At 66.7% G+C, this 18,387-nt stretch carries 20 protein-coding genes; 14 read left to right on the forward strand and 6 right to left on the reverse strand.

The window, feature by feature from the left end; translation table 11 throughout:
• Nucleotides 1-57: 57 nt before the first annotated feature.
• Nucleotides 58-1,566 carry a PucR family transcriptional regulator gene (locus tag ACYVN4_RS08605; RefSeq protein WP_460719021.1) on the forward strand — a complete coding sequence of 503 codons (1,509 nt, stop codon included), beginning with the start codon at nt 58-60 and terminating at the stop codon, nt 1,564-1,566.
• 296 nt (nt 1,567-1,862) lie between these two features.
• On the opposite strand, the gene ACYVN4_RS08610 is transcribed toward ACYVN4_RS08605, so the two are convergent.
• The 3 genes from ACYVN4_RS08610 to ACYVN4_RS08620 all read right to left on the reverse strand — a co-directional run bounded on the left by ACYVN4_RS08610 (nt 1,863) and on the right by ACYVN4_RS08620 (nt 4,459).
• On the reverse strand, nt 1,863-2,252 hold the full coding sequence (locus ACYVN4_RS08610; protein WP_460719023.1) for a 4Fe-4S binding protein: 390 nt from the start codon (nt 2,250-2,252) through the stop codon (nt 1,863-1,865).
• Nucleotides 2,249-3,838, reverse strand: coding sequence for an FAD-dependent oxidoreductase (locus ACYVN4_RS08615; RefSeq protein ID WP_460719025.1), 1,590 nt, complete (start codon nt 3,836-3,838; stop codon nt 2,249-2,251). The genes ACYVN4_RS08610 and ACYVN4_RS08615 overlap by 4 nt, the downstream gene beginning before the upstream one ends.
• Before the next feature lie 141 nt (nt 3,839-3,979).
• A complete protein-coding gene (locus tag ACYVN4_RS08620; protein ID WP_460719027.1) occupies nt 3,980-4,459 on the reverse strand; it encodes a MarR family winged helix-turn-helix transcriptional regulator in 480 nt (159 codons plus the stop codon).
• Nucleotides 4,460-4,549: 90 nt separating this feature from the next.
• On the opposite strand from ACYVN4_RS08620, the gene ACYVN4_RS08625 reads away from it, so the two are divergent.
• Nucleotides 4,550-6,181, forward strand: coding sequence for an MFS transporter (locus ACYVN4_RS08625; RefSeq protein WP_460719029.1), 1,632 nt, complete (start codon nt 4,550-4,552; stop codon nt 6,179-6,181).
• Between the two features lie 167 nt (nt 6,182-6,348).
• Complete coding sequence (locus ACYVN4_RS08630; protein ID WP_460719031.1) at nt 6,349-7,239, forward strand: hypothetical protein; 891 nt, start codon at nt 6,349-6,351, stop codon at nt 7,237-7,239.
• 7 nt (nt 7,240-7,246) lie between these two features.
• Here ACYVN4_RS08630 and ACYVN4_RS08635 read toward each other — a convergent pair whose 3' ends face one another.
• Nucleotides 7,247-8,026 (reverse strand): DUF1266 domain-containing protein, encoded by a 780-nt coding sequence (locus tag ACYVN4_RS08635; RefSeq protein ID WP_460719033.1) that lies wholly within the window; start codon nt 8,024-8,026, stop codon nt 7,247-7,249.
• Nucleotides 8,027-8,237: 211 nt separating this feature from the next.
• Between ACYVN4_RS08635 and ACYVN4_RS08640 the strand changes: the two genes are divergently transcribed.
• Nucleotides 8,238-9,227 carry an AurF N-oxygenase family protein gene (locus ACYVN4_RS08640; RefSeq protein WP_460719035.1) on the forward strand — a complete coding sequence of 330 codons (990 nt, stop codon included), beginning with the start codon at nt 8,238-8,240 and terminating at the stop codon, nt 9,225-9,227.
• A gap of 4 nt (nt 9,228-9,231) precedes the next feature.
• On the opposite strand, the gene ACYVN4_RS08645 is transcribed toward ACYVN4_RS08640, so the two are convergent.
• Nucleotides 9,232-10,893, reverse strand: coding sequence for a hypothetical protein (locus ACYVN4_RS08645; protein WP_460719037.1), 1,662 nt, complete (start codon nt 10,891-10,893; stop codon nt 9,232-9,234).
• 113 nt (nt 10,894-11,006) lie between these two features.
• On the opposite strand from ACYVN4_RS08645, the gene ACYVN4_RS08650 reads away from it, so the two are divergent.
• The 4 genes from ACYVN4_RS08650 (at nt 11,007) to ACYVN4_RS08665 (ending at nt 13,538) form a co-directional block, all read left to right on the forward strand.
• A complete protein-coding gene (locus tag ACYVN4_RS08650) occupies nt 11,007-11,528 on the forward strand; it encodes a MarR family winged helix-turn-helix transcriptional regulator (RefSeq protein WP_460719039.1) in 522 nt (173 codons plus the stop codon).
• Nucleotides 11,529-11,617: 89 nt separating this feature from the next.
• Nucleotides 11,618-12,001 carry a hypothetical protein gene (locus tag ACYVN4_RS08655; protein ID WP_460719040.1) on the forward strand — a complete coding sequence of 128 codons (384 nt, stop codon included), beginning with the start codon at nt 11,618-11,620 and terminating at the stop codon, nt 11,999-12,001.
• Complete coding sequence (locus tag ACYVN4_RS08660; RefSeq protein WP_460719042.1) at nt 11,998-12,882, forward strand: NmrA family NAD(P)-binding protein; 885 nt, start codon at nt 11,998-12,000, stop codon at nt 12,880-12,882. Before ACYVN4_RS08655 ends, ACYVN4_RS08660 begins: the two co-directional genes overlap by 4 nt.
• Complete coding sequence (locus tag ACYVN4_RS08665; protein WP_460719044.1) at nt 12,879-13,538, forward strand: NUDIX domain-containing protein; 660 nt, start codon at nt 12,879-12,881, stop codon at nt 13,536-13,538. Before ACYVN4_RS08660 ends, ACYVN4_RS08665 begins: the two co-directional genes overlap by 4 nt.
• Before the next feature lie 17 nt (nt 13,539-13,555).
• Here ACYVN4_RS08665 and ACYVN4_RS08670 read toward each other — a convergent pair whose 3' ends face one another.
• Nucleotides 13,556-14,707 (reverse strand): M48 family metalloprotease, encoded by a 1,152-nt coding sequence (locus ACYVN4_RS08670; protein WP_460719046.1) that lies wholly within the window; start codon nt 14,705-14,707, stop codon nt 13,556-13,558.
• 141 nt (nt 14,708-14,848) lie between these two features.
• On the opposite strand from ACYVN4_RS08670, the gene ACYVN4_RS08675 reads away from it, so the two are divergent.
• The 6 genes from ACYVN4_RS08675 to ACYVN4_RS08700 all read left to right on the forward strand — a co-directional run bounded on the left by ACYVN4_RS08675 (nt 14,849) and on the right by ACYVN4_RS08700 (nt 18,376).
• A complete protein-coding gene (locus ACYVN4_RS08675; protein WP_460719048.1) occupies nt 14,849-16,009 on the forward strand; it encodes a hypothetical protein in 1,161 nt (386 codons plus the stop codon).
• Between the two features lie 39 nt (nt 16,010-16,048).
• Nucleotides 16,049-16,804 carry a type 1 glutamine amidotransferase domain-containing protein gene (locus ACYVN4_RS08680; RefSeq protein ID WP_460719050.1) on the forward strand — a complete coding sequence of 252 codons (756 nt, stop codon included), beginning with the start codon at nt 16,049-16,051 and terminating at the stop codon, nt 16,802-16,804.
• 32 nt (nt 16,805-16,836) lie between these two features.
• Complete coding sequence (locus tag ACYVN4_RS08685) at nt 16,837-17,268, forward strand: helix-turn-helix transcriptional regulator (RefSeq protein WP_460719052.1); 432 nt, start codon at nt 16,837-16,839, stop codon at nt 17,266-17,268.
• Nucleotides 17,269-17,277: 9 nt separating this feature from the next.
• Entirely contained in the window at nt 17,278-17,712 is a 435-nt protein-coding gene (locus ACYVN4_RS08690; protein WP_460719054.1) for a VOC family protein, read from the forward strand.
• A complete protein-coding gene (locus tag ACYVN4_RS08695; RefSeq protein WP_460719056.1) occupies nt 17,709-18,101 on the forward strand; it encodes a VOC family protein in 393 nt (130 codons plus the stop codon). The genes ACYVN4_RS08690 and ACYVN4_RS08695 overlap by 4 nt, the downstream gene beginning before the upstream one ends.
• 137 nt (nt 18,102-18,238) lie before the next feature.
• Nucleotides 18,239-18,376, forward strand: coding sequence for a hypothetical protein (locus ACYVN4_RS08700; protein ID WP_460719058.1), 138 nt, complete (start codon nt 18,239-18,241; stop codon nt 18,374-18,376).
• Nucleotides 18,377-18,387: the final 11 nt, after the last annotated feature.

Consider the following 18,387-nt stretch of genomic DNA (forward strand, 5'->3'; position numbering starts at 1 on the left):
TGTAGTTACATCCAAGTTCGGTAACCCGGCCGTCACTGGCTGTTAGCCTCGGGAATCATGCGGTTACGTTCCCTGCTGACCATGAGCGACCTGGGCCTACGGCTCGTCACCGGAGAGGACGAGCTGGACAGGTTCGTTCGCTGGGTCGTAACCACCGACATGTTGGATCCGAGCCGGTATCTGTCCGGCGGCGAGTTTGTGCTGACTGGCCTGCAGTGGCGTCAGAAACCCGAGGACAGCGAGCAATTCGTCAGCAAAATAGCTGGCGCGCGGGTGGCCGCCTTGGTAGCAGGCAGCGCGCTGTTCGGCGAAACGCCCGAGGATCTCATCGACGCTTGTAAGAAACACCGAATCCCACTTTTCGAGGTCGGCGAGCACATCGCCTTCGCCACGATCACCGAGCAGATCAACCGGCAGCTGTCCTCCGGGCGGGCCGCGGATCTGAGCGCGATCCTCGATCGGCACCGGCAGTTGGTGTCCGGCGGCGGTCTGGATTCGGTGCTCGATCTCGTGCATCGCACGCTCGGCACGCGCTGCTGGGTCGTGTCCTCGCTCGGCCGGGTCGTCGCCGGGCCCACCCGTGACCTGCCCGATCAGGTGCGCAGCGCCTTCCTGGGCGCGAAACGGCTGCCGCATGTGCTTTCCCACAGCCAGATCCGGTACTCGCTGTTCGCGGTGGACGCCGACGGGACCTCGCGGATCGCGGACTGGTTCCTGGTCTTCGAGAGCGACTACAAGGACTGGCCCGAGGACCGGCGTGCGCTGATCGGCGAACTGGCCGCGGTCGTGTCCCTCGAGCGGGCACGGCAGGACGATCGGCAGAGCGCCGAAGGGCGGCTCGCGCAGGAACTGATCGAACTGATCCTGTCCGAGGCCAAGCCGGCCGACATCATTTCCCGCCTGGAACTCACCGGACTGGGACTGTCGGATCGCTACCTCGCGGTCGCGGCCACTGCCAGCTCCGGCGCAGTTCGCCCGGGTGAGCTGCGCGCGGTGCTGCGCGAGATCCTGCACGGCCGCAGCCCGGCCATCGGCGTGGTCGACGGCGAAGTCATCCTGCTGGTCGCGCTCGGCGACGAGCAGGCCCTCGACGACCACATCCACCGGGCCATCGAGGCGCTGGAACCCGGCCTGCAACAAAGCCGTTTGGCGGTCGGCATCAGCGGCGCCGTCGACGGTGAGGGCCTGCGTGGCGCGGTCGAGGAGGCCCGCTACGCCCGCCGCATGGCCGCCGAACGCCAGCAGCCCACCAGCGTGGTCCGCCACGACGAACTGGCCACCCACATGCTCCTGCTGGCCAGCGTCCCCGACGAGGTCCGCCGCATGTTCCGCATCCGCCTCCTGGACCCCCTGCGCGTCTACGACCAAGACAACCGAGCCGACCTGGTCCACACCCTGGAAACCTTCCTCGAGGTCTCCGGCTCCTGGACCAAATGCGCGGATCTGCTTCACCTGCACGTGAACACCCTGCGCTACCGCATCCAGCGCATCGAGGAACTCACCAACCGCGACCTCTCCCGTCTGGAAGACCGCGTCGACTTCTTCCTGGCTCTCGCCCTGCGCTGACCGCCCCCTCCCGCCGCGGTGGACCCCAATCACACCGCGGCGTGAATTGATCAACGCCTCAGTGCCGAATCAATCGCCCGACTGATGCACCGCCGCTATCGGTGGGGCCCGAGCGGGAACCAACACAGGCCATGCCCCGAACGCCTCGATCGAGTTCAATTCAGCGGCAGGTCGATCTGTGTGTGGCCTGGATCCAGGTCGGGCGGCCGTTGGACGCGCGCCAGGGACATATGCGGGCCTGGTCGCGACGAGACTGCCGGGCCTGAGCCACGATCGGGGCGGGTGTGCCGGGTCGGTCACTCCTGCGGCGGTGTCCCCTGGGGCGCGAGCGCCGACGCGCGCGACGTGAGCTCCGGTCGGCGGGGAGGTGGGGTGCCGTGTGGGAGTTCCGGGCCGATGGCGAGGAGGCTGCCGGGGCGGCGGCCTCTCCCCCAGCCGAGTTGTTCTCGGTAGCGGCCGATTTGGGCTTCGGGGATGGTTGCCGGGTCGGCGAGTGGGATGGCGTCTGGGGCTACGTAGAGGGCGTCCGTCGGGCAGTAGGCCTCGCACATGAAGCAGGTTTGACAGTCGGATTGCCGTGCTATCAGCGGAATTCCGGTTTCCGAGCGGTCGAAGACGTTGGTGGGGCAGACGTCGACGCATTTGTCGCAGGAGATGCAGTCGTCCGCACGAACCAGTTCGATCATGACGCCACCGCGAGTCCGGAGGCCGCCGAGGTGGTGACCCGAACGTGGTCGAGGCCGACGGAGAGGATGTGGTGGTGTTGGGCCGGGTCCTGGGTGGGGTGGTCGGCGCGTTTGCTCATGCCGCGGGTTTCGGTGCGGGCCAGGGTGGATCGGTACATGAGGCGGCCGACGGCCGTGATGGCTGCGGCCTGGCGGGCGCGCACGCGGTCGGCACCGGTTGTGCCATGCAAGCCTCGGACGGCGCGATCCCAGAGGGCGTCGAGTTGGGTCAGGGCCGGTTGGATGCGGTCGCCGTGGCGTAGGTAGTTCTTCTCGAAGGGGATCAGCTCCTGCTGGGCGGCGGTGACCACCTCGTCGGCGGTTACCGATTCGCCTGTGTCGGGGCGCAATCCGACCTGGCCTGCCCCGCGCAGGGCGGCGGGGTCGATGCTGCCCGCTCGCAGGGCGAAGGCCGCCGCGCCGCGTCCGGCCCAGCTGCCGGAGGACATGGCCCAGGCCGAGTTGTGGCTGCCGCCGCCGGTGAAGCCGCCGCAGATGCGTTCGCGGGTGGCGGCGTCGCCTGCGGCGTAGAGGCCGGGAACGGTTGTCGCGCAGTCGTCGTCGACGACATCGATGCCGCCGGTGCCCCGCACCGTGCCTTCGGCCAGGAGATCCACTTCGAACCGGTCGGTGAACGGGTTGATGCCGCGGCGGTCGAACTGGAGGAAGAAGTTGGGCTGGCCGAGACGCATGCGGGTCTGCACTTCGGCGTCGGCGCGATCGAGTTGCGCGAAGACCTTCTCCGACAGCAAGGTTCGGGCGATCACCGAGCGGCCCTTGGTGGAACCCGCGCCCTCGAGGACTCGACCGTCCTCGTGAAAGAAGGTGGCGTAGCCGTAGTAGGCGGTCTTGGTGATGGTCGAGCCCTTGGGGACGATGGCGTAGGCGTTGGAGAATTCCATGCCGGAGAAGCGGGCTCCGACTTCGGCGGCCATGAGTGCGCCGTCGCCGGTGTCGACATTGGTACCCAGGGCGCGGGACAGGAAGGCGCAGCCGCCGGTCGCCAGTACCACCGCGCCGGCGGTCACGCGGTAGTCGGCGTCGGCCTGCCGCTGATATCCGGCCGCGCCTCGCACCACACCGTCGGTATCGACCAGAAGTTCCAGGGCCGGTGCATGATCCAGGATCCGCACGCCCAGCCGTTTGACCCATGCCCGCATGCGCCGCATGTACTCCGGTCCTTGCACACCGGTGCGCAACTGGGCACCGGTGGCGGGGTCGACCGGAAAGGGGTAGCGGCCCTCCACCGCGAGCCGGTTCATGTTGGCGTACGTCTGGTCGAGGACGCGGTCCATCCAATAGTGGTCGGCCAGATGCCCGCCGAGGGCTTCACGACTGGCCTTGGCGTTGGCGCGGGCGTCGGCTTCGGGGGCGACGTACCAGACCCCCGTGCCCGAAGGCGCTGTCGCGCCGCTGGTTCCGCAGTAGCCCTTGTCCACTAGCACGACGTCCGCGCCTGTCTCCCGAGCGTGCACGGCCGCCCAGCAGGCGGCGAGTCCGCCGCCGATCACCAGCACATCGGTGTTGATCTGCCATGGTTCGCTCATCGGCACGTCCTCACGGGAGAGTTGGTGCCCGGAACGGTAAGGCGGCCGGTCGATTCCGCCGAAGGGTTCGGATCACGCCGATCTGATGGGAGCGGAATTTTCCACGTCGTGGAATCCAGCTTGCCCTTCGAGGTGTACGGATCAGCGGCAGGCTTCGGCCATGCCGAGCAGCCATTCTCGGACGGCCGCGCGCTGCGCCGGGTCGATGTCGGCCTCCAGTTCGTTCTCCCGGCGACTCACCGCGGCGTGGGCGCGTTGGTAGAGCGCCAGGCCCGCGTCGGTGATCCGGATCTGGTGGGTGCGGCGGTCGGTCGGGTGCGGGTGGCGCTCGACGAGGCCGTCGCGTTCGAGGGTGCCGAGCATTTCATTGGCGGCCTGGCGGGTGCTGCCGACATTGCGGGCGATATCGGAGACCGACATTCCCGCTTCCCCTTGAATCATCATCAGGGTGGCGTACTGCGACGAGGTGAGGCCGAACTCCACCAGCACCTCACCGATCGAGGCGCGCATGCTCAGCCAGACCTTGCGGACCATGAAGGTCAGGGATCCGCCATTGCCGCAGCCGAACTCCTCGATCAGCGGGTCCACCTGTGTGGACTTACCCGGGCCGTCCTTGCTCACGGCACCACCCTTCTCCAGAGATTGACAGGTTCCTGACAATCACGCACACTCGAGTTCGTCAGGTTCCTACCAATCTTATCGAAGGTTTCCATGACTGCGCCTGTGACGCTGCCGAAATCACGGCAGCGGCTGATCCTCGCCGTACTCCTGCTCTCCTCGTTGTTGATCTGGATCGACAACACCATCCTCGCCACCGCGCTCGAGACCCTCGCCGATCCGGTGCGCGGCCTGGGCGCGAATCCCGCTCAGCTGCAATGGGCTTCGGGGTCTTACACACTGGTGTTCGCCGCGCTCATGTTCACCGCCGGGGCGCTCGGCGACCGGTTCGGTCATCGGACCGTGCTGGCAACGGGATTGGTCATTTTCGCGGCCGCCTCGATCTGGGCCGCCTACGCCGGTGACCCGGCACAACTCATCGCCGCGCGGGCGGTGATGGGTGTGGGCAGCGCGCTCATCATGCCCGCGACCATGGCCACGGTCACCTGGACGTTCACCGGCCCGGACCGGGCGACCGCGATCGGACTGTTCTCCACCTCCGCGGGTGTGGGGCTCGCCGCAGGGCCGCTGCTGGCCGGTGTGCTGCTCGATCACTTCTGGTGGGGCTCGGTGTTTCTGGTGAACGTTCCCGTCGTGGTCATTGCCCTGATCGGTATCGCCGTCTTCGTCCCGAACTTCCGCAGCCCCACGCCACGGCCGCTGGATCTCACCGGATTGGCGCTGTCGATCACCGGATTGACCGCCCTCGCCTACGGACTGATCCGGGCCGGACAGGTCGCAGCCTGGACGCCGGTGCAGGTGTGGGCTCCGATCGCCGTCGGCCTAACCTTGCTGGCGACTTTCGTGGTGATCGAATTGCGCGCCGCACAGCCAAGTTTCGATCCGCGACTGCTTGCCCAACGCGTATTCGGCGGCGGCAACGCGGCGTTGGGCCTGCTGTTTCTGGCCATGACCGCCAGTGGCTTCTACGGGGCGTTCTATCTGCAGGGCGCACGCGGCTTCTCACCGCTGGCCGCGGGATTGATCAACTCCCCTGCCGCACTGGGCGTCATCATCGGCGGGCCGCTGGGGATTCGACTCGTGCGCCGCTGGTCGCTGCGCTCGGTCAGCGCGATCGCCCTCACCATCGGGGCACTGTGCATGGGCAGTATCGCGTTCTTCGGGCTGCACACACCGATCTTCTGGAACGTGATTCTCTCTGGCGCCCAGGGCTTCTCGATCGGCATGGTGATCGGCTCGGTCACCAGCGCACTGATGAGCACCCTGCCGCTGGAGCGGGCTGGAGCCGGGTCGGCGGTCACCAATACGGTCCGCCAGACCGGCAGTGTCCTGGGCATCGCGGTCGGCGGCACGATCATGGCCATCACCTATCGGAGCGGAATCCAAGGTGCGGTGTCCGGTCTCCCCGACGCGGCCCGGGAGCCCGCTCAGGTCTCGGCCGAACAGGCTCGTCACGTCGCGGCCGCCCTCGACAACCCGGACCTGGCACGCGCGGCCGACAATGCCTTCATCCACGCCATGCATGTCGGATCGATCTGGACGATGCTGTTCGCGCTGGCCGGGGCCGCGACTCTGGCTCTGGTGCTCAACGAGCGCCGCGCCACGCGTCCTGCGTCACCCGCCGATGATGCAGAACAGCCAGTTCGGCCGAACGGTCTCGATGCGCCTGCATCAGCTTCCGGGACAGATGACGAGCTCGCTGCAATCGCTGGGGAACGGCCATGACGGGCCTCCTATCGGGTTCACCGGCGCGGTAGTCGCGCCATCTACCACGTATGACGGTTCCGGGCAGGGAAATTCAGCGCTCCGGATGCCCGGAACCGGATGGAGTCCGACCGCTTCGGTAATCTGCTACTCGGTACGGCCGGGGTGGCCGGGTAGGGAGGGCTGGGGTGATGTTCGAGGTGTGGGGCCGGCGGTCCGTCATCCGCTTCGGGGAGGGTCGGCTGGTCACGCAGCCACTGCAGGCCGATGACGACACGGCCTTCGATGTGCCGGTCGACGCATTGCGCCGGACGCGGGTGGCCAGCACGGACGATGAGCAGATCGCGATCCTGTTCTACTTTCTCTCGCCCGAGTTCGTGGTCAACGGTGTTGCCACGCAACACCATCCGGTGCCGGTGTTCCTGGAGCCGGAGCTGCGCGCGCAGGCCACCGAACTGGTCCGGGCCGTCGAACGGGAACTGCTGGACGCGCGGCGGATCCAGCCGCCGCGACCGGATCTCACCCCGCCGCCGCTGGAGTCCACACCGCACGGCCCGATGCGCCGCGACGTGACGGCGGCGGCGCAGCGGATGCGGTTCGCCGGGCACGTCACCCACCGCATCACCGCGTTGCAGACACTGGCGCGGCCCGACGAGTTCGTGCTCGAGCTGGCGCAGGCCACCTATTCCGGAATACCGGGGCTTTTAGTGGTCACGACTCTGCGGCTGTTGTTCCTCGGCACCGAGGCGATCCACGAGCTACCGATCGGCGTCATCGACCGCGCGGAGGTGGTGCCCCCGCCGGCCGCAGGTGCCGTCGCAACGCTGCGGGTCCACGCCTTCCCCGCCACCCATGAGTTCATCGATTGGGATGCAACGGATTTCGCACGGTTGGCCGAGGGCTTGCGGCTGGCCTGCGAGATCGAGCAGGTCGACGGCTCGATCGCCCCGGCCCGGCCGTCCTCGGTCGAGCTGTTCGCGCAATGGCAGTTGCTGACCGAGCGTCGCCGTCTCGGCATGGTCGAGGACGAGCCCTTCCAGCGCCAGGCCCTCGGCATCATGCTGGCCCTGCCCAACTGATCCGGGTCTACCCGGCCGATCCGGGGTGCAGAGCGACCCGCCGCCACGGGCTCGACGGCCGAGTATGGAAGCCGTGCAGCACTTTCCGCCGCTCACCGACCTGCTCACGGGCGGCCGCGAGGTCGCGGGTCGCCGCCCAGAAGATCGCTCCGGTCAGGAAGCCCGACCCGAATTGCTGCCAATTGCGGTAATGCGCCTGGGCGATGGCGAGTCCGGCCAGCATGTGTTCCCACGCTTCCTCCTCGCTGAAATACCCGGCGGTATGCGCCGCGCGGGCGATGAAGACCACGCGGGCCAGATCCCAGGCTGTCGCATCGGTCTGCAACGGCTGCGGCAGTCCGGCGACGATCCCGAGTTTGATGGCCTGCAACCACGCGTCGTAGTCGCGATCCAATCCGGCCGCGCCCTCGTAGCCACGGAATTGCGAGAGCAGATGCAGGAACTCGCGATGCGCGGAGGCGATGCCGGACCGGTCGGGCCGATACGACTCCCGGGCCGCCTCCGAGGCCAGCGGATGAATCAGCGCGAACAGCGGTGCGTGCATGCCCGCGAGCAATCGCCCGATGGTGCCGCGCGCGTCCTCCGCGTTGTCGACGCCCCATGCCTCGTGCAGACCGTCAATGGTCCGCTCCCGCGTGGTTTCCGGCCGCCCGGGCAGTTCCGGCGCGAAGACGACGGTGTCGTTGTACGCACCCCAACTGTCGGCGTAGTACGCGCCGATGGCCAGCGCTCGAATCCGGTCGTCGGAGAGCTCCGCACCCGACCAGGGATCCGGACTCGCACTCACCCCCGGAGTCTGAAATCCGATGATTCGCGGCATGTTCGCGGGCGCGATATCGACCATCAGCCCTACCCCCTCGTCCGTGTGGACCCGATCCGCCGAAATCCTACCGGCCCCGGGCTGCTGGGTATTTACCGTGCGCCGAGCAAATCCGGGGTTGTATGTAACCCTGGTTAGCACTTATCTTGGAGTGTGGCGCACCACACAGGAGGCAATGATGGCTCTGACGACGATGTCGGGCAAAGTTCCTGCGGCACGGGACTACACGGACCTGCTGCACACCCTCTCGGAGGGATCGGTGCAACGCCGGTTCGATCCATACCTCGATATCCCGTGGGACGCGCCGGAATTCGCGATCGACCCGCAGGATCCGCGCTGGGTGCTGTCGCCGGAGATCGATCCGCTCGGGGCCACCGAGTGGTATCAGCAGCAGTCGCTGGAACGGCAGATCGAGATCGGGAAGTGGCGGATCGCCAATGCCATCAAGGTCGGCGCGGCCTTCGAGAGTGTGCTGATCCGCGGCATGATGCAGTACATCATGCAGTTGCCCAACGGCTCCCCGGAATTCCGGTACTGCCTCCACGAGATGACCGAGGAGTGCAACCACATTCAGATGTTCCAGGAGTTGGTGAACCGCATCGGTGTGGACGTGCCCGGGATGCGGCCCATCTTCCGGCGGCTGTCGCCGTTCATCGGCGTGGCCGGCGGGTACGCCTGGGCGATTCTGTTCATCGGCATTCTCGGCGGTGAGGAACCGATCGACCATTATCAGAAGGCGGTCATCCGCAACGGCGCACATCTGCCTCCGGCGGTGGTGCGCTGCATGGAGATCCACATCGCCGAGGAAGCGCGGCACATCTCGTTCGCGAATGAGTTCCTCAAGGAACACGTCCCGGCGATGAACATCGCCTATCGCAATGTCTGCGGTATCGCGTTCCCGCTCGCCATGCGTTGGCTGGCCGGTGAGATCATGGCTCCCCCACCGGAATTCGCCCGCCGCTTCGACATCCCGCGCGAGGTGATCAAGGAGGCCTTCTGGCGGGGTCCGGAGGGGGCCAAGACGCTGACCGGATACTTCGGCGATATGCGTTCCCTCGCCGACGATCTGGGTCTGATGAACCCGGTCACCCGTCGACTGTGGAAACTCCTCAATATCGACGGGGACCGGTCCCGGTATCGCAGCGAACCCGAGCGCCGGGTCGCCTGAGGCCTCAGCTCGCGGGCAGTTGGGTGGTGGTCTTCTTGCCCTGGTCGGTGACTGTCAGGGCGATGGACTTGCCGCCGCCGTCCCAGGCGTCGAAATCGAAGGCGGCGGTGGCGGTTCCGGACACGGCGACACCGTCACGTTTGAAGGTGCGCTTGCCGTGGTCGTCGATCCGTTCCATGGTGACGCCCAGCGTGGCGGGCGCACGGGACTTGATGGCATCAACGGTGAAGACGTTGCGGTCCAACGGGAGAGTGACGTCGACGAAACCACCCGGGCCGACCGCCGCTTTGCTGACCGCGAACGCGTAGTCGGCTTGGTCGTAGCTCTCCCCGATTTCGATATCGGGAGCCTGGGCGTCGGTAGCGGTGTATCGCACGCGGTCGCCGTCGATACCCATATCGATGGTGGAGGTCGCGCCAGGCGCGAGGTTGATGCCGCTGACCGAGACGTCGAAGGCGTCGCCGAGAATCACGACGTCGGATTTCTGCGTCTTCTTCAGCCCCGTGCCGTCCACCGTGACGGTGAAGTGGGTTCCGGCGGGGATTTGATACTCCGGCTCGAACTTGTAGGTGGAGTTGTTGGACTTGAGGTCGACGAAGCGGGCGCCCGGAATCTCGTTGACCCGCTTACCGTTCACGTAGCCGATCCGCTTACCGCTATCGGCGGTGATCAGCAGGTGGCCGTGGTCGACGGGATCGCTGTCGAGGAACACCGTCAGACCCGGGGCGCCGACCTTGGGGCCGCTGCCCTTCGCGCCCTTGGTGTCGTGTGCGAGGTACGGGAAGGTCTGTTGCTGCTGCGCGGGCGTGGTGGGATCCAGCATCAGGGTCGCGGTGCCCGCGTCGCCGTCGTACGGTTCGCTCGGATCGGCCGGGTTCGAGGCGGTCTGGTAGCGCCAGGTGTCGGCGTTGCGGTCGACGTCGATGTGGCTGGTGACGCCGGGAAAGTTGTTGTCGTAGATGAGAATCGAGGACTGGCCGTTGCCCTTGTCCTCGACCGCGTACGGCGTCACCTCGTGGCCGCCGGTCATGTCCCGCTTGTAGAAGCCGACCGAGTACGTCTCCGCCGCGCCGGGTTTGAGCACCTCGGTCAGCTTGTCGACGATCTGCTTGGGGCTGCCCTTCACCTGCCCCGCAACGACATTCGGCATCCACTGACCGACGAACTGCCGGGCGATCATCTCCTGCAGCGCGGGATTCTGCGCCAGATCGAGTTTCACGGTGCTGTCCGCGCCGTACTTGGCCGGATCGATTTTGTGCATGGCCACCAGCAGGCTGGTCACCGACATGCCGTAGCAGTGACCGTTGGCCATGCCCTTGTTCTGTTCGGCCATCCAGGTCTCGGCCTGCGGGATCAGCTCGCAGTCGCCCTGGGTGCTTGCGCAGACCGCGTCACCGAACATCGCGCGCATGGTGTTCGGCGTCAGATTGATCGGGCCGGAATCGTTGCCGTAGTTCTGGAAGCCGAAACCATCGACGGCGGGCCGGAACCCGGAGTCGGCCACCAGTCGTCCGGTGGGGGTGTAATCGGGCTGACTCCCGCCGTTGGACGAGCCCTTCACGGGGGCGGTGCTCTTGGGTGCTGCCGCCGGGCTGGAGCCGCACCCCGCTACCGCCAGGAGCAGAATCGCCGCCGCCGCGGCCCGAAGCCTGGATGTGTTGCGCATGCCCAGAGCGTCTCAGGCCGGTCATCATCGATCGATCACGGCGAGATCATGCGGCGGGGAGATCTATCTCCCAGTTCTTTGACCGTTATGTAGTTAGGTGCCATATTAGTTACATGGAGACCGGCCCGTCGAGTATCGACTCCCCCACCCTGGCGCAGGCGCGCAAGCAGATTGGGCGCTACGGACTGGAAGGGGAAGCCGATCCGCGGGCGGTGCTGGTCGCCGTGCGTCTGCTGGCTGCCGGAGCGAAGCTTGGGCAGGCTTCCGAGACTCACTTCGCTCGATTCGGCTTGTCCACCGGGCGGTATCGGTTGCTGGCCGCGCTCGAGGACAGTGATGGTGAGCTCGCGCCGTCGCGGTTGGCGGCCATCCTCGGTGTCACCCGGGCCACGGTGACCGGGCTCATCGACGGGTTGGAGCAGCAGGGACTGGTTGTTCGGCGCGCCTCGGCCGAGGATGGGCGGGCGGTGGTCGCGGTGCTCACCGCGCGGGGGGCGAAGAAGCTGCGCGAGGTTGCGCCGGAGCATTTCAGCCGGTTGCAGTCGATGGTGGGTGGACTCACGCGTGAGGAGCGGGCCACGTTCCTCGATCTGCTCGAACGCATCAACCAGGGCATCACCGCACTGACCGATTGAACTCCGACGGCCTGTAAGCCGGGAGTGCGTCATACCCATATAGTTAGGTACCTAATCAGATGGATACAGCGACTGCGGACCCTAGGTTCGTGTTGTGGCGAGAGGTACTGATCGCCTATCTGGCACCCGCAATCTGTGCCGGTGCAGGTGGATTCGCCACCGGCCGTGCAGATCTCATGGTTGCGGCGCTCACATCGATCGCGGGCACTTCTGCACTGGTCGCACTGGCGGTCGGAATGTGGCTGCGGCACTTCGGAATCCGCTACCCCGGGTTGCGACGGATGTCGCCCGTTCGGCTCGCCGTCGCCTCCGGCACCGGTGCCGCGGTGATCGGTACAGCCCTCACCCAACTTCTCGCCGTGGTACCGGCGCTGCCGGGCCGCATTCGCGTCGATGTCCCGATCGCGGCCGCGATCGCCGCCGTGATCATCACGGCGCGTTGGAGCTCCATTCATCGGAAGGAAGACAGATGATCGTCGTCATGGGAGCCACCGGCGCGACCGGCAACGCTCTGGTCGATCGCCTCGCTGCTCTGGAGGTGCCGTGCCGGGCGTTGACTCGGGAGCCGGATCGGCTGCGGGACAGCGTGAATACGCCCGGCTGCGTGGACGTTCGGTACGCCGACGCCACCGACCCGGCATCGCTGCGCGCCGCCTTCGAGGGTGCGAGCCAGTTGTTTCTGACCATGGTGAACCGGCCGGATCAGGTCGAAATCGAAACTCGCGCCATCGAGATCGCCGCCGCCTGCGGCATCGAGCACATCGTCAAGCTTTCTGCACCGGCGGCAGAGCCCGAGTCTCCGGTGGCCATCGCACGCTGGCAATACGCGATCGAGGAGGTGTTGCGACACACCGGGCTGACGCACACCATTCTGCGGCCGTACGCGTTCATGCAGAAGCTGCTGCTGCTCGCGCCTCAGGTCGCCGCGCAGGGCGTCATCGTCGGAACCATGGGCGCGGCCGCCTGCAATTACATCGACTGCCGCGATATCGCCGATGTCGCCGCGGCTGCCCTCACGCGACCCGAAATCGCCGGGGGTACTTACACTCTCACCGGGCAGGAGACCTACGACTACCCTCGCCTCGCGGCCATACTGAGCACCATGCTCGACGCCCGGATCCGCTATATCGACCTTCCGCCCGCCGATTTTCGCGATCAGCTCGTCGAGCGATCCGGCATGCCCGGTTGGCTGGCCGACCACGTCACCGAGATTCAGCGGATGGCTATTACCCGACCGGAACGTCCGACCGACACCGTCGCCGAGATCCTCGGCCGACCCCCGCGCACCCTGGAGTTCTTCCTGTCGGAGAATCTGAAGGCGTTCGGCCACACCGCGATCGAGGCCGCCCGATGACCGATGGCGTCGACACCCCGGATCGCCGCGGCCGCACCGGCTTACACCTCCACGGCCGTGACCTGACCGGAAACCCGCGCGTGCGAATCCACGATGTCGAGGTACTGTCCTGCAACTGGTATGTCCTGCGCAACACCACCTTCGACTACCGGCACAGCGACGGCCACTGGACCCGCGAGCAGCGCGAAACCTACGACCGGGGCGACGGCGCGACCATCCTGCTCTACGACACCGACCGCGAAACCGTCCTGCTGACCTGCCAATTCCGCCTACCTGCCTATGTCAACGGCCACCCGGACGGCATGCTGCTGGAAACCGCGGCCGGACTGCTGGACGGCGACAGTCCGCTCGAAGCGATCCGCCGCGAGGCGCAGGAGGAAACCGGCCACCTGATCGGCGAAGTCCAACCCGTTTTCGAAGCCTTCATGAGCCCCGGCTCGGTCACCGAACGCCTCCACTTCTTCGCCGCCCCTTACCAACCCGCCGCCTCCCCCACCGGCACGCACGGCGTCCGCTCCGAAGGCGAGGACATCACCACCGTGGAAATCCCCTTCCCCCAAGCTCTAGCCATGATCCGCACCGGCGAGATCGCCGATGCCAAGACGATCATGCTCCTGCAATGGGCGGCTCTCGACGGACCGTTCCGCCAGCGGTAGCGGCCGACGATCACCGGTTACCGACGTCGCCTGGCCGCAAGGGGATTCAGCGTCGGGGCCGTCATGATCCACAGTCCCAGCCGCAGCAGCGGGCGAAGCACGGCCCCGCCGAGCCGTATCAGCCATCCGAGCCCGGGTGGATTCGGTTGGCCCGAGTGATTGGCGAGCATCCGGGCCTCGAGAGCCTCCCAACGCCGGTCCGGCCATGGATCGGAAAAGCACATGGTCAAACACGCCAGAACCACCCGGCTCCGCAGGCTGTTCGTCCAGCGTGGACGCAAACTCGCCGGTCGGTTCGTGCGTAGGACAATCGAGCGCACGCCCGGACCGGCACCGAGGTCCACCGCCACCCGGTCGGCGTTGAGTTGATTGCGGCGCCGGACCGCACGCTGCCCGACCATCTGCACCGCGGCCGCCGCCAACAGCGAGGCGGTGACCACCGTCCCGAACAGCGAACGCAGCAGGACCGACAAGCCGAGCAGGACAACCAGATTGGCGGAAAGGACGGCTATGGGCTGGAGCAGGCGGCGGCCGCGCGTCAGCCACCCGGCCGCGCGCCCGGTCACCCCGAACAGGATCCGAAGTAGCCCGCCGTACCACCGGGACAACTGGTACCACGGTCCGCCGCCGTCACCTACGAGATGGCCGATCTCGTGGCCCAACAGTCCGCGCAGCTCCATCGATGAGAAGTCACGCACCGCCTCGGCCGACACGACGACGAGACCGTCGGGGTACGCGCACCCCAGCGGTCCCGGCGAATCCCGCACCCACACCGAATAGGTCGCGTCCGCCAGGCCGATGTTGCGCATGTTCCGGTGCCAGACGGGTTCCAGCACTTCGGCTTCCGCAGCGGTCGGTCGACGGGGTAGCTCAGGATGGCTGTTGCGGACAGGATCGCTCGCATCAGGGAAACGAGTCCGCTTCAGGAGGATGGATCCCGACAAAAGCCACACACCCGGCACCGCATACGCCGCCCACGGCGCGATCAGATCACCCAGTCGATACAGCAGCAGCGCGGTGAGCAACGGGATCGGCCAGGATACCGACAGCATTCCGATGGACCAGGGCAATGCCTCGCGCCGGAGTTGCCTTCGGTAGTCGGCGCGGGCGGCGGCATCGGCCGTTCCGAGCGAGCGAATGATCATGAGCGCGGCCAACGTTCGGCACACTGCCGGATACCTGCGATCATCGGCCACACCCCCCGGTGCAGAACAGCATCTGAAACATCAGAATAGCCAATGGATATGACCGGTCCATGCCCTTGATTTCAGGGTGAGACGAGCAGCGGTGCTCGCGAATAGGTTTGAGGCGTGGAGCGTGAAACCTTTCGTGGGCGGCTCGCGGTCGCCGCTGCGTCGGCCCGGGATTTCGCCCGGAAGTTCGTCCTGGAGGACCTGCCCGGACCGTTGGTGTTTCGGGTCCGGCTCAACCAGTCCTTCGACGGGCATCCCCCAGCGCCGCAAGAGGCCCGATTCCCGGAGGACAGCAGCGACGAGCGGGCTGTGGCGTTGCGCCGGTGCGACTTCGAGACCGCGGTCGGCGAACTGTGGCGCGACGGGCGGGTTCCCGAATGGGTGAACGTCACCGCGATCGGAACGACCGGGGCGGCAACGCTCATCGAACTCGTGTGCTGCGGCCGGTTCACCACCGACGCGGACCGGCTCTACCACCGGCACGAGGGCACCCCGCCGTTCCATGTGCTGGGGCCCGCCCAGCCGCCACTACACGACGACACCCGGTTCAGCATCCACCGGCACAGTGAATGCTGGGACGGCGACGACCTGAACGTGATGACCGGTGCGGCTGAACAGGTGTGGGCATTGACCCTCATGACCGGCGAGTTCGACGACGCCATGCTGTCTCCGGTACCGGACCTGCCCACCGTGGAAGTCATCGAGCATCGGAGGTGCCGGCTCGGCAGCGATGCGCTGGCAGCCTTCTCGCGCTTTCCGCAGCTCCGGCACCTGCGCCTGCACCTGTCGGACAACGACGGCTTCCACCTCGGCAGCGGCAGCCACCTCGACGCGCTGACCCACCTCCAGATCAGCAATCTGCCGAATCATCCATGGGGCCAAGAGTTTTTGCCCGACGCCGTGCCTCGGATCACCGCTCTGAATCTCAGCGGCCGGGATGCCATCCAGCTCGACGGATCCTTCCCGGCAGCGCTGCGCGATCTACAGCTGAGGGCGACGCGAGTCGTGGGTTCGGCCCGGCTCCCGCATCGTGTCGAAAGTCTGGGGATCCATGTGAGCGGCGGCACGGACCAACTCGTCACCGCATTGCTGGACGGCATCACTGTCAGCACACTGAGCTTGCGCGACACGCCCGTCACCGACGCGATCCTGCCGGCTCTCGAGCGCCTCGATCTCAGCGGCATCGACCTCGTCGGCACCCAGGTCACCGCGGCGGCATTGGCCGATTTCCACGCCCGCCACCCGAGCATCAGATTGCAACCGCGGCCACCGGAGTGATCGCTCGCATCGATGACGGCACCCTGCAAGGATGCTGTTATGCGCGTGCTGATGCCGGTACCCGACGCGGATTTCGATGTCACCGAGGTCGCCGTGCCTTGGCGGATACTCACCGACGCCGGGCATGAGGTCGTGTTCGCCACCGAATACGCCGGGACCGTGCCGCAGGCGGATCCGCGGCTGTTGACCGGGGTGTTGTTCGGGCAGCTCGGGGCCGAGGATGAGCCGAAAGAGTTTTACAGGCAGCTCACCGAATCGGCCGAATTCCGTGACACCGTGGCCTGGTCGGATCTCGAGGTCGGGGAGTTCGACGGGTTGCTGCTGCCCGGCGGTCACGCGCCCGGCATGCGGCAGTATCTCGGGTCCGAGGTTCTGCAGGAGCAGATTGGACGGTTCTGGGCGTTGGAGCGGCCGGTCGGGGCGATCTGCCACGGCGTGCTCGTCCTGGCCCGGGCGCAAGACCCAGCTACCGGGCGCAGCGTGCTGGCCGATCGGCGCACCACCTGCCTGCCGAAGTACATGGAGCGCAGTGCCTATCTGTTGACCGCCTGGCGGCTGGGCCGCTACTACCGCACCTACCCCGCCTACGTCGAGGACGAGGTCCGGGCTGCTCTCACCGATCCGGAAGCCCAATTCCAGCGTGGCCCAACCGAACTCGTGCGGCGCGGCACCGCCACCGATGACGCGCCTGCCTTCACGGTCTCCGACGGCAACTATGTGTCCGCGCGCTGGCCCGGCGACGCCTATCTCTTCGCCAATCGCTACCTCGCCCTGCTTGCCGCGACGACGAACTGAATGCCGTGACCGAGCAGCGGGTTCCCGAGGCGTTGCTGGCGGATCTGCGGCGGGCTCGGGATCTGATCGATCGGGAGTTCAGCTCGAAGGAATTGACGCTCGATCGGGTCGCGGCGGTGGCCGGGGTGTCGAAATACCATTTCCTGCGGCTGTTTCGGGCCGTCTATGGGCAGACGCCTGGCGCTTATTTGGCGGTGCGGCGGATCGAGCGCGCACAAGATCTGCTTCGCGCAGCGAATCTGTCGGTGACCGAGGTGTCGCTGGCGGTCGGATTCGATTCACTGGGTACGTTTTCGCGACGGTTCCGCGCGGTCACCGGGGAATCGCCGTCGGAGTTTCAGGCCCGCTATCGCGAACTCGGGCCGCCGCGCATTCCAGGGTGTGTGGTGTTGATGTGGGGACTGGCCGAGCGGCGGCCGTTTTCCGCAATCGAGGATAAGCCTGGTGACACTGCCGCGACATAGAGTTTCGGCATGATCTCAGGTGTCGCAATCGTGAATGTTCTGGTCGGCGATCAAGAGGAATCCAAGCGGTTCTACATCGATGTGCTCGGCTTCGAGGAGCGCGACGATGTACAGATCAGCCCGGGCTACCGCTGGTGCACGGTCGGGCATCCGTCCCAGCCCGAACTGCTGGTGAGCCTGGTGCGCTTCGGCCCGCCCCTGACCGCCGAACTGGCCCGCGAACTCGAATTGGCGCAGAAGGCAGGCGGACTCAGCGGCCTGGGCCTCACTGTCGACGACTGCCACAAGACCTACACCGAGCTCACGGCCAAGGGGGTGGAGTTCGTCCAGGAACCCGTCGAACGCCCCTACGGCACCGAAGCGGTCTGCCGCGACAACTCGGGCAACTGGATGGTGCTCATCGAACCCCGCCGCGAACACACCGACCCGAAGGAATCCCAATGACCACCGAAACCACCACCATGCTCGACTCGATCGCGACCGTCGTAGTACCGGTCACCGACCAGCAACAGGCCCTCGCCTTCTACCGCGACACCCTCGGACTCGAGCTCCGCCGCGACGTCCAGGCCGAGGCCGGATTCCGCTGGATCGAAGTCGCACCCGCGGGTTCGGCCACCACCATCGCGCTCGTGCAGCCGCGCGGCGGCATGTGGGGCAGCGTCGGGGGCGACACCCGAATCATCCTGCACAGCACCGAGATCACCGCCACTCACGCCGGATTGCGCACCCGCGGCATCGATGTCGACGACACCATCCTGCGACTCGGCGACCACATGCCCCCGATGTTCCGCGTCCGTGACCCGGACGGCAACCAGATCCAGATCATCGGCTGATACGGATTCGAGCGCTCACACCATTCGGCCACGAACACCCAACCGCCACACTTGGTTTCAGGTCCCGAAGGTCCACACCGACCTTCATCATGGCGGGCAAGAACGACGACCTCGTCCCGTGGTCGAACAATCAATTCTTGTCGGACACCCTCCCGCACAACGCAATCCAAGCCCTCGACGCAGGCCATTCCGCCTGGGAGGAAGCCGCCGACGACTACGGCCGACTCCTCGCCGCCTGGCTCGAGGGCGGATACCAGTACGCACTCAAAGATTGACGGCCTCCACC

The sequence above is a fragment of the Nocardia heshunensis genome (assembly GCF_054782115.1).

What these genes read in the sequence shown, in the direction of transcription:
- ACYVN4_RS08680 (WP_460719050.1), top strand. Translation starts at nt 16,049, where the DNA reads ATGCGCGTGCTGATGCCGGTACCCGACGCGGATTTCGATGTCACCGAG.
- ACYVN4_RS08605 (WP_460719021.1), top strand. Translation starts at nt 58, where the DNA reads ATGCGGTTACGTTCCCTGCTGACCATGAGCGACCTGGGCCTACGGCTC.
- ACYVN4_RS08695 (WP_460719056.1), top strand. Translation starts at nt 17,709, where the DNA reads ATGACCACCGAAACCACCACCATGCTCGACTCGATCGCGACCGTCGTA.
- ACYVN4_RS08650 (WP_460719039.1), top strand. Translation starts at nt 11,007, where the DNA reads ATGGAGACCGGCCCGTCGAGTATCGACTCCCCCACCCTGGCGCAGGCG.
- ACYVN4_RS08645 (WP_460719037.1), bottom strand. Translation starts at nt 10,893, where the DNA reads ATGCGCAACACATCCAGGCTTCGGGCCGCGGCGGCGGCGATTCTGCTC.
- ACYVN4_RS08615 (WP_460719025.1), bottom strand. Translation starts at nt 3,838, where the DNA reads ATGAGCGAACCATGGCAGATCAACACCGATGTGCTGGTGATCGGCGGC.
- ACYVN4_RS08625 (WP_460719029.1), top strand. Translation starts at nt 4,550, where the DNA reads ATGACTGCGCCTGTGACGCTGCCGAAATCACGGCAGCGGCTGATCCTC.
- ACYVN4_RS08640 (WP_460719035.1), top strand. Translation starts at nt 8,238, where the DNA reads ATGGCTCTGACGACGATGTCGGGCAAAGTTCCTGCGGCACGGGACTAC.
- ACYVN4_RS08610 (WP_460719023.1), bottom strand. Translation starts at nt 2,252, where the DNA reads ATGATCGAACTGGTTCGTGCGGACGACTGCATCTCCTGCGACAAATGC.
- ACYVN4_RS08660 (WP_460719042.1), top strand. Translation starts at nt 11,998, where the DNA reads ATGATCGTCGTCATGGGAGCCACCGGCGCGACCGGCAACGCTCTGGTC.
- ACYVN4_RS08665 (WP_460719044.1), top strand. Translation starts at nt 12,879, where the DNA reads ATGACCGATGGCGTCGACACCCCGGATCGCCGCGGCCGCACCGGCTTA.
- ACYVN4_RS08690 (WP_460719054.1), top strand. Translation starts at nt 17,278, where the DNA reads ATGATCTCAGGTGTCGCAATCGTGAATGTTCTGGTCGGCGATCAAGAG.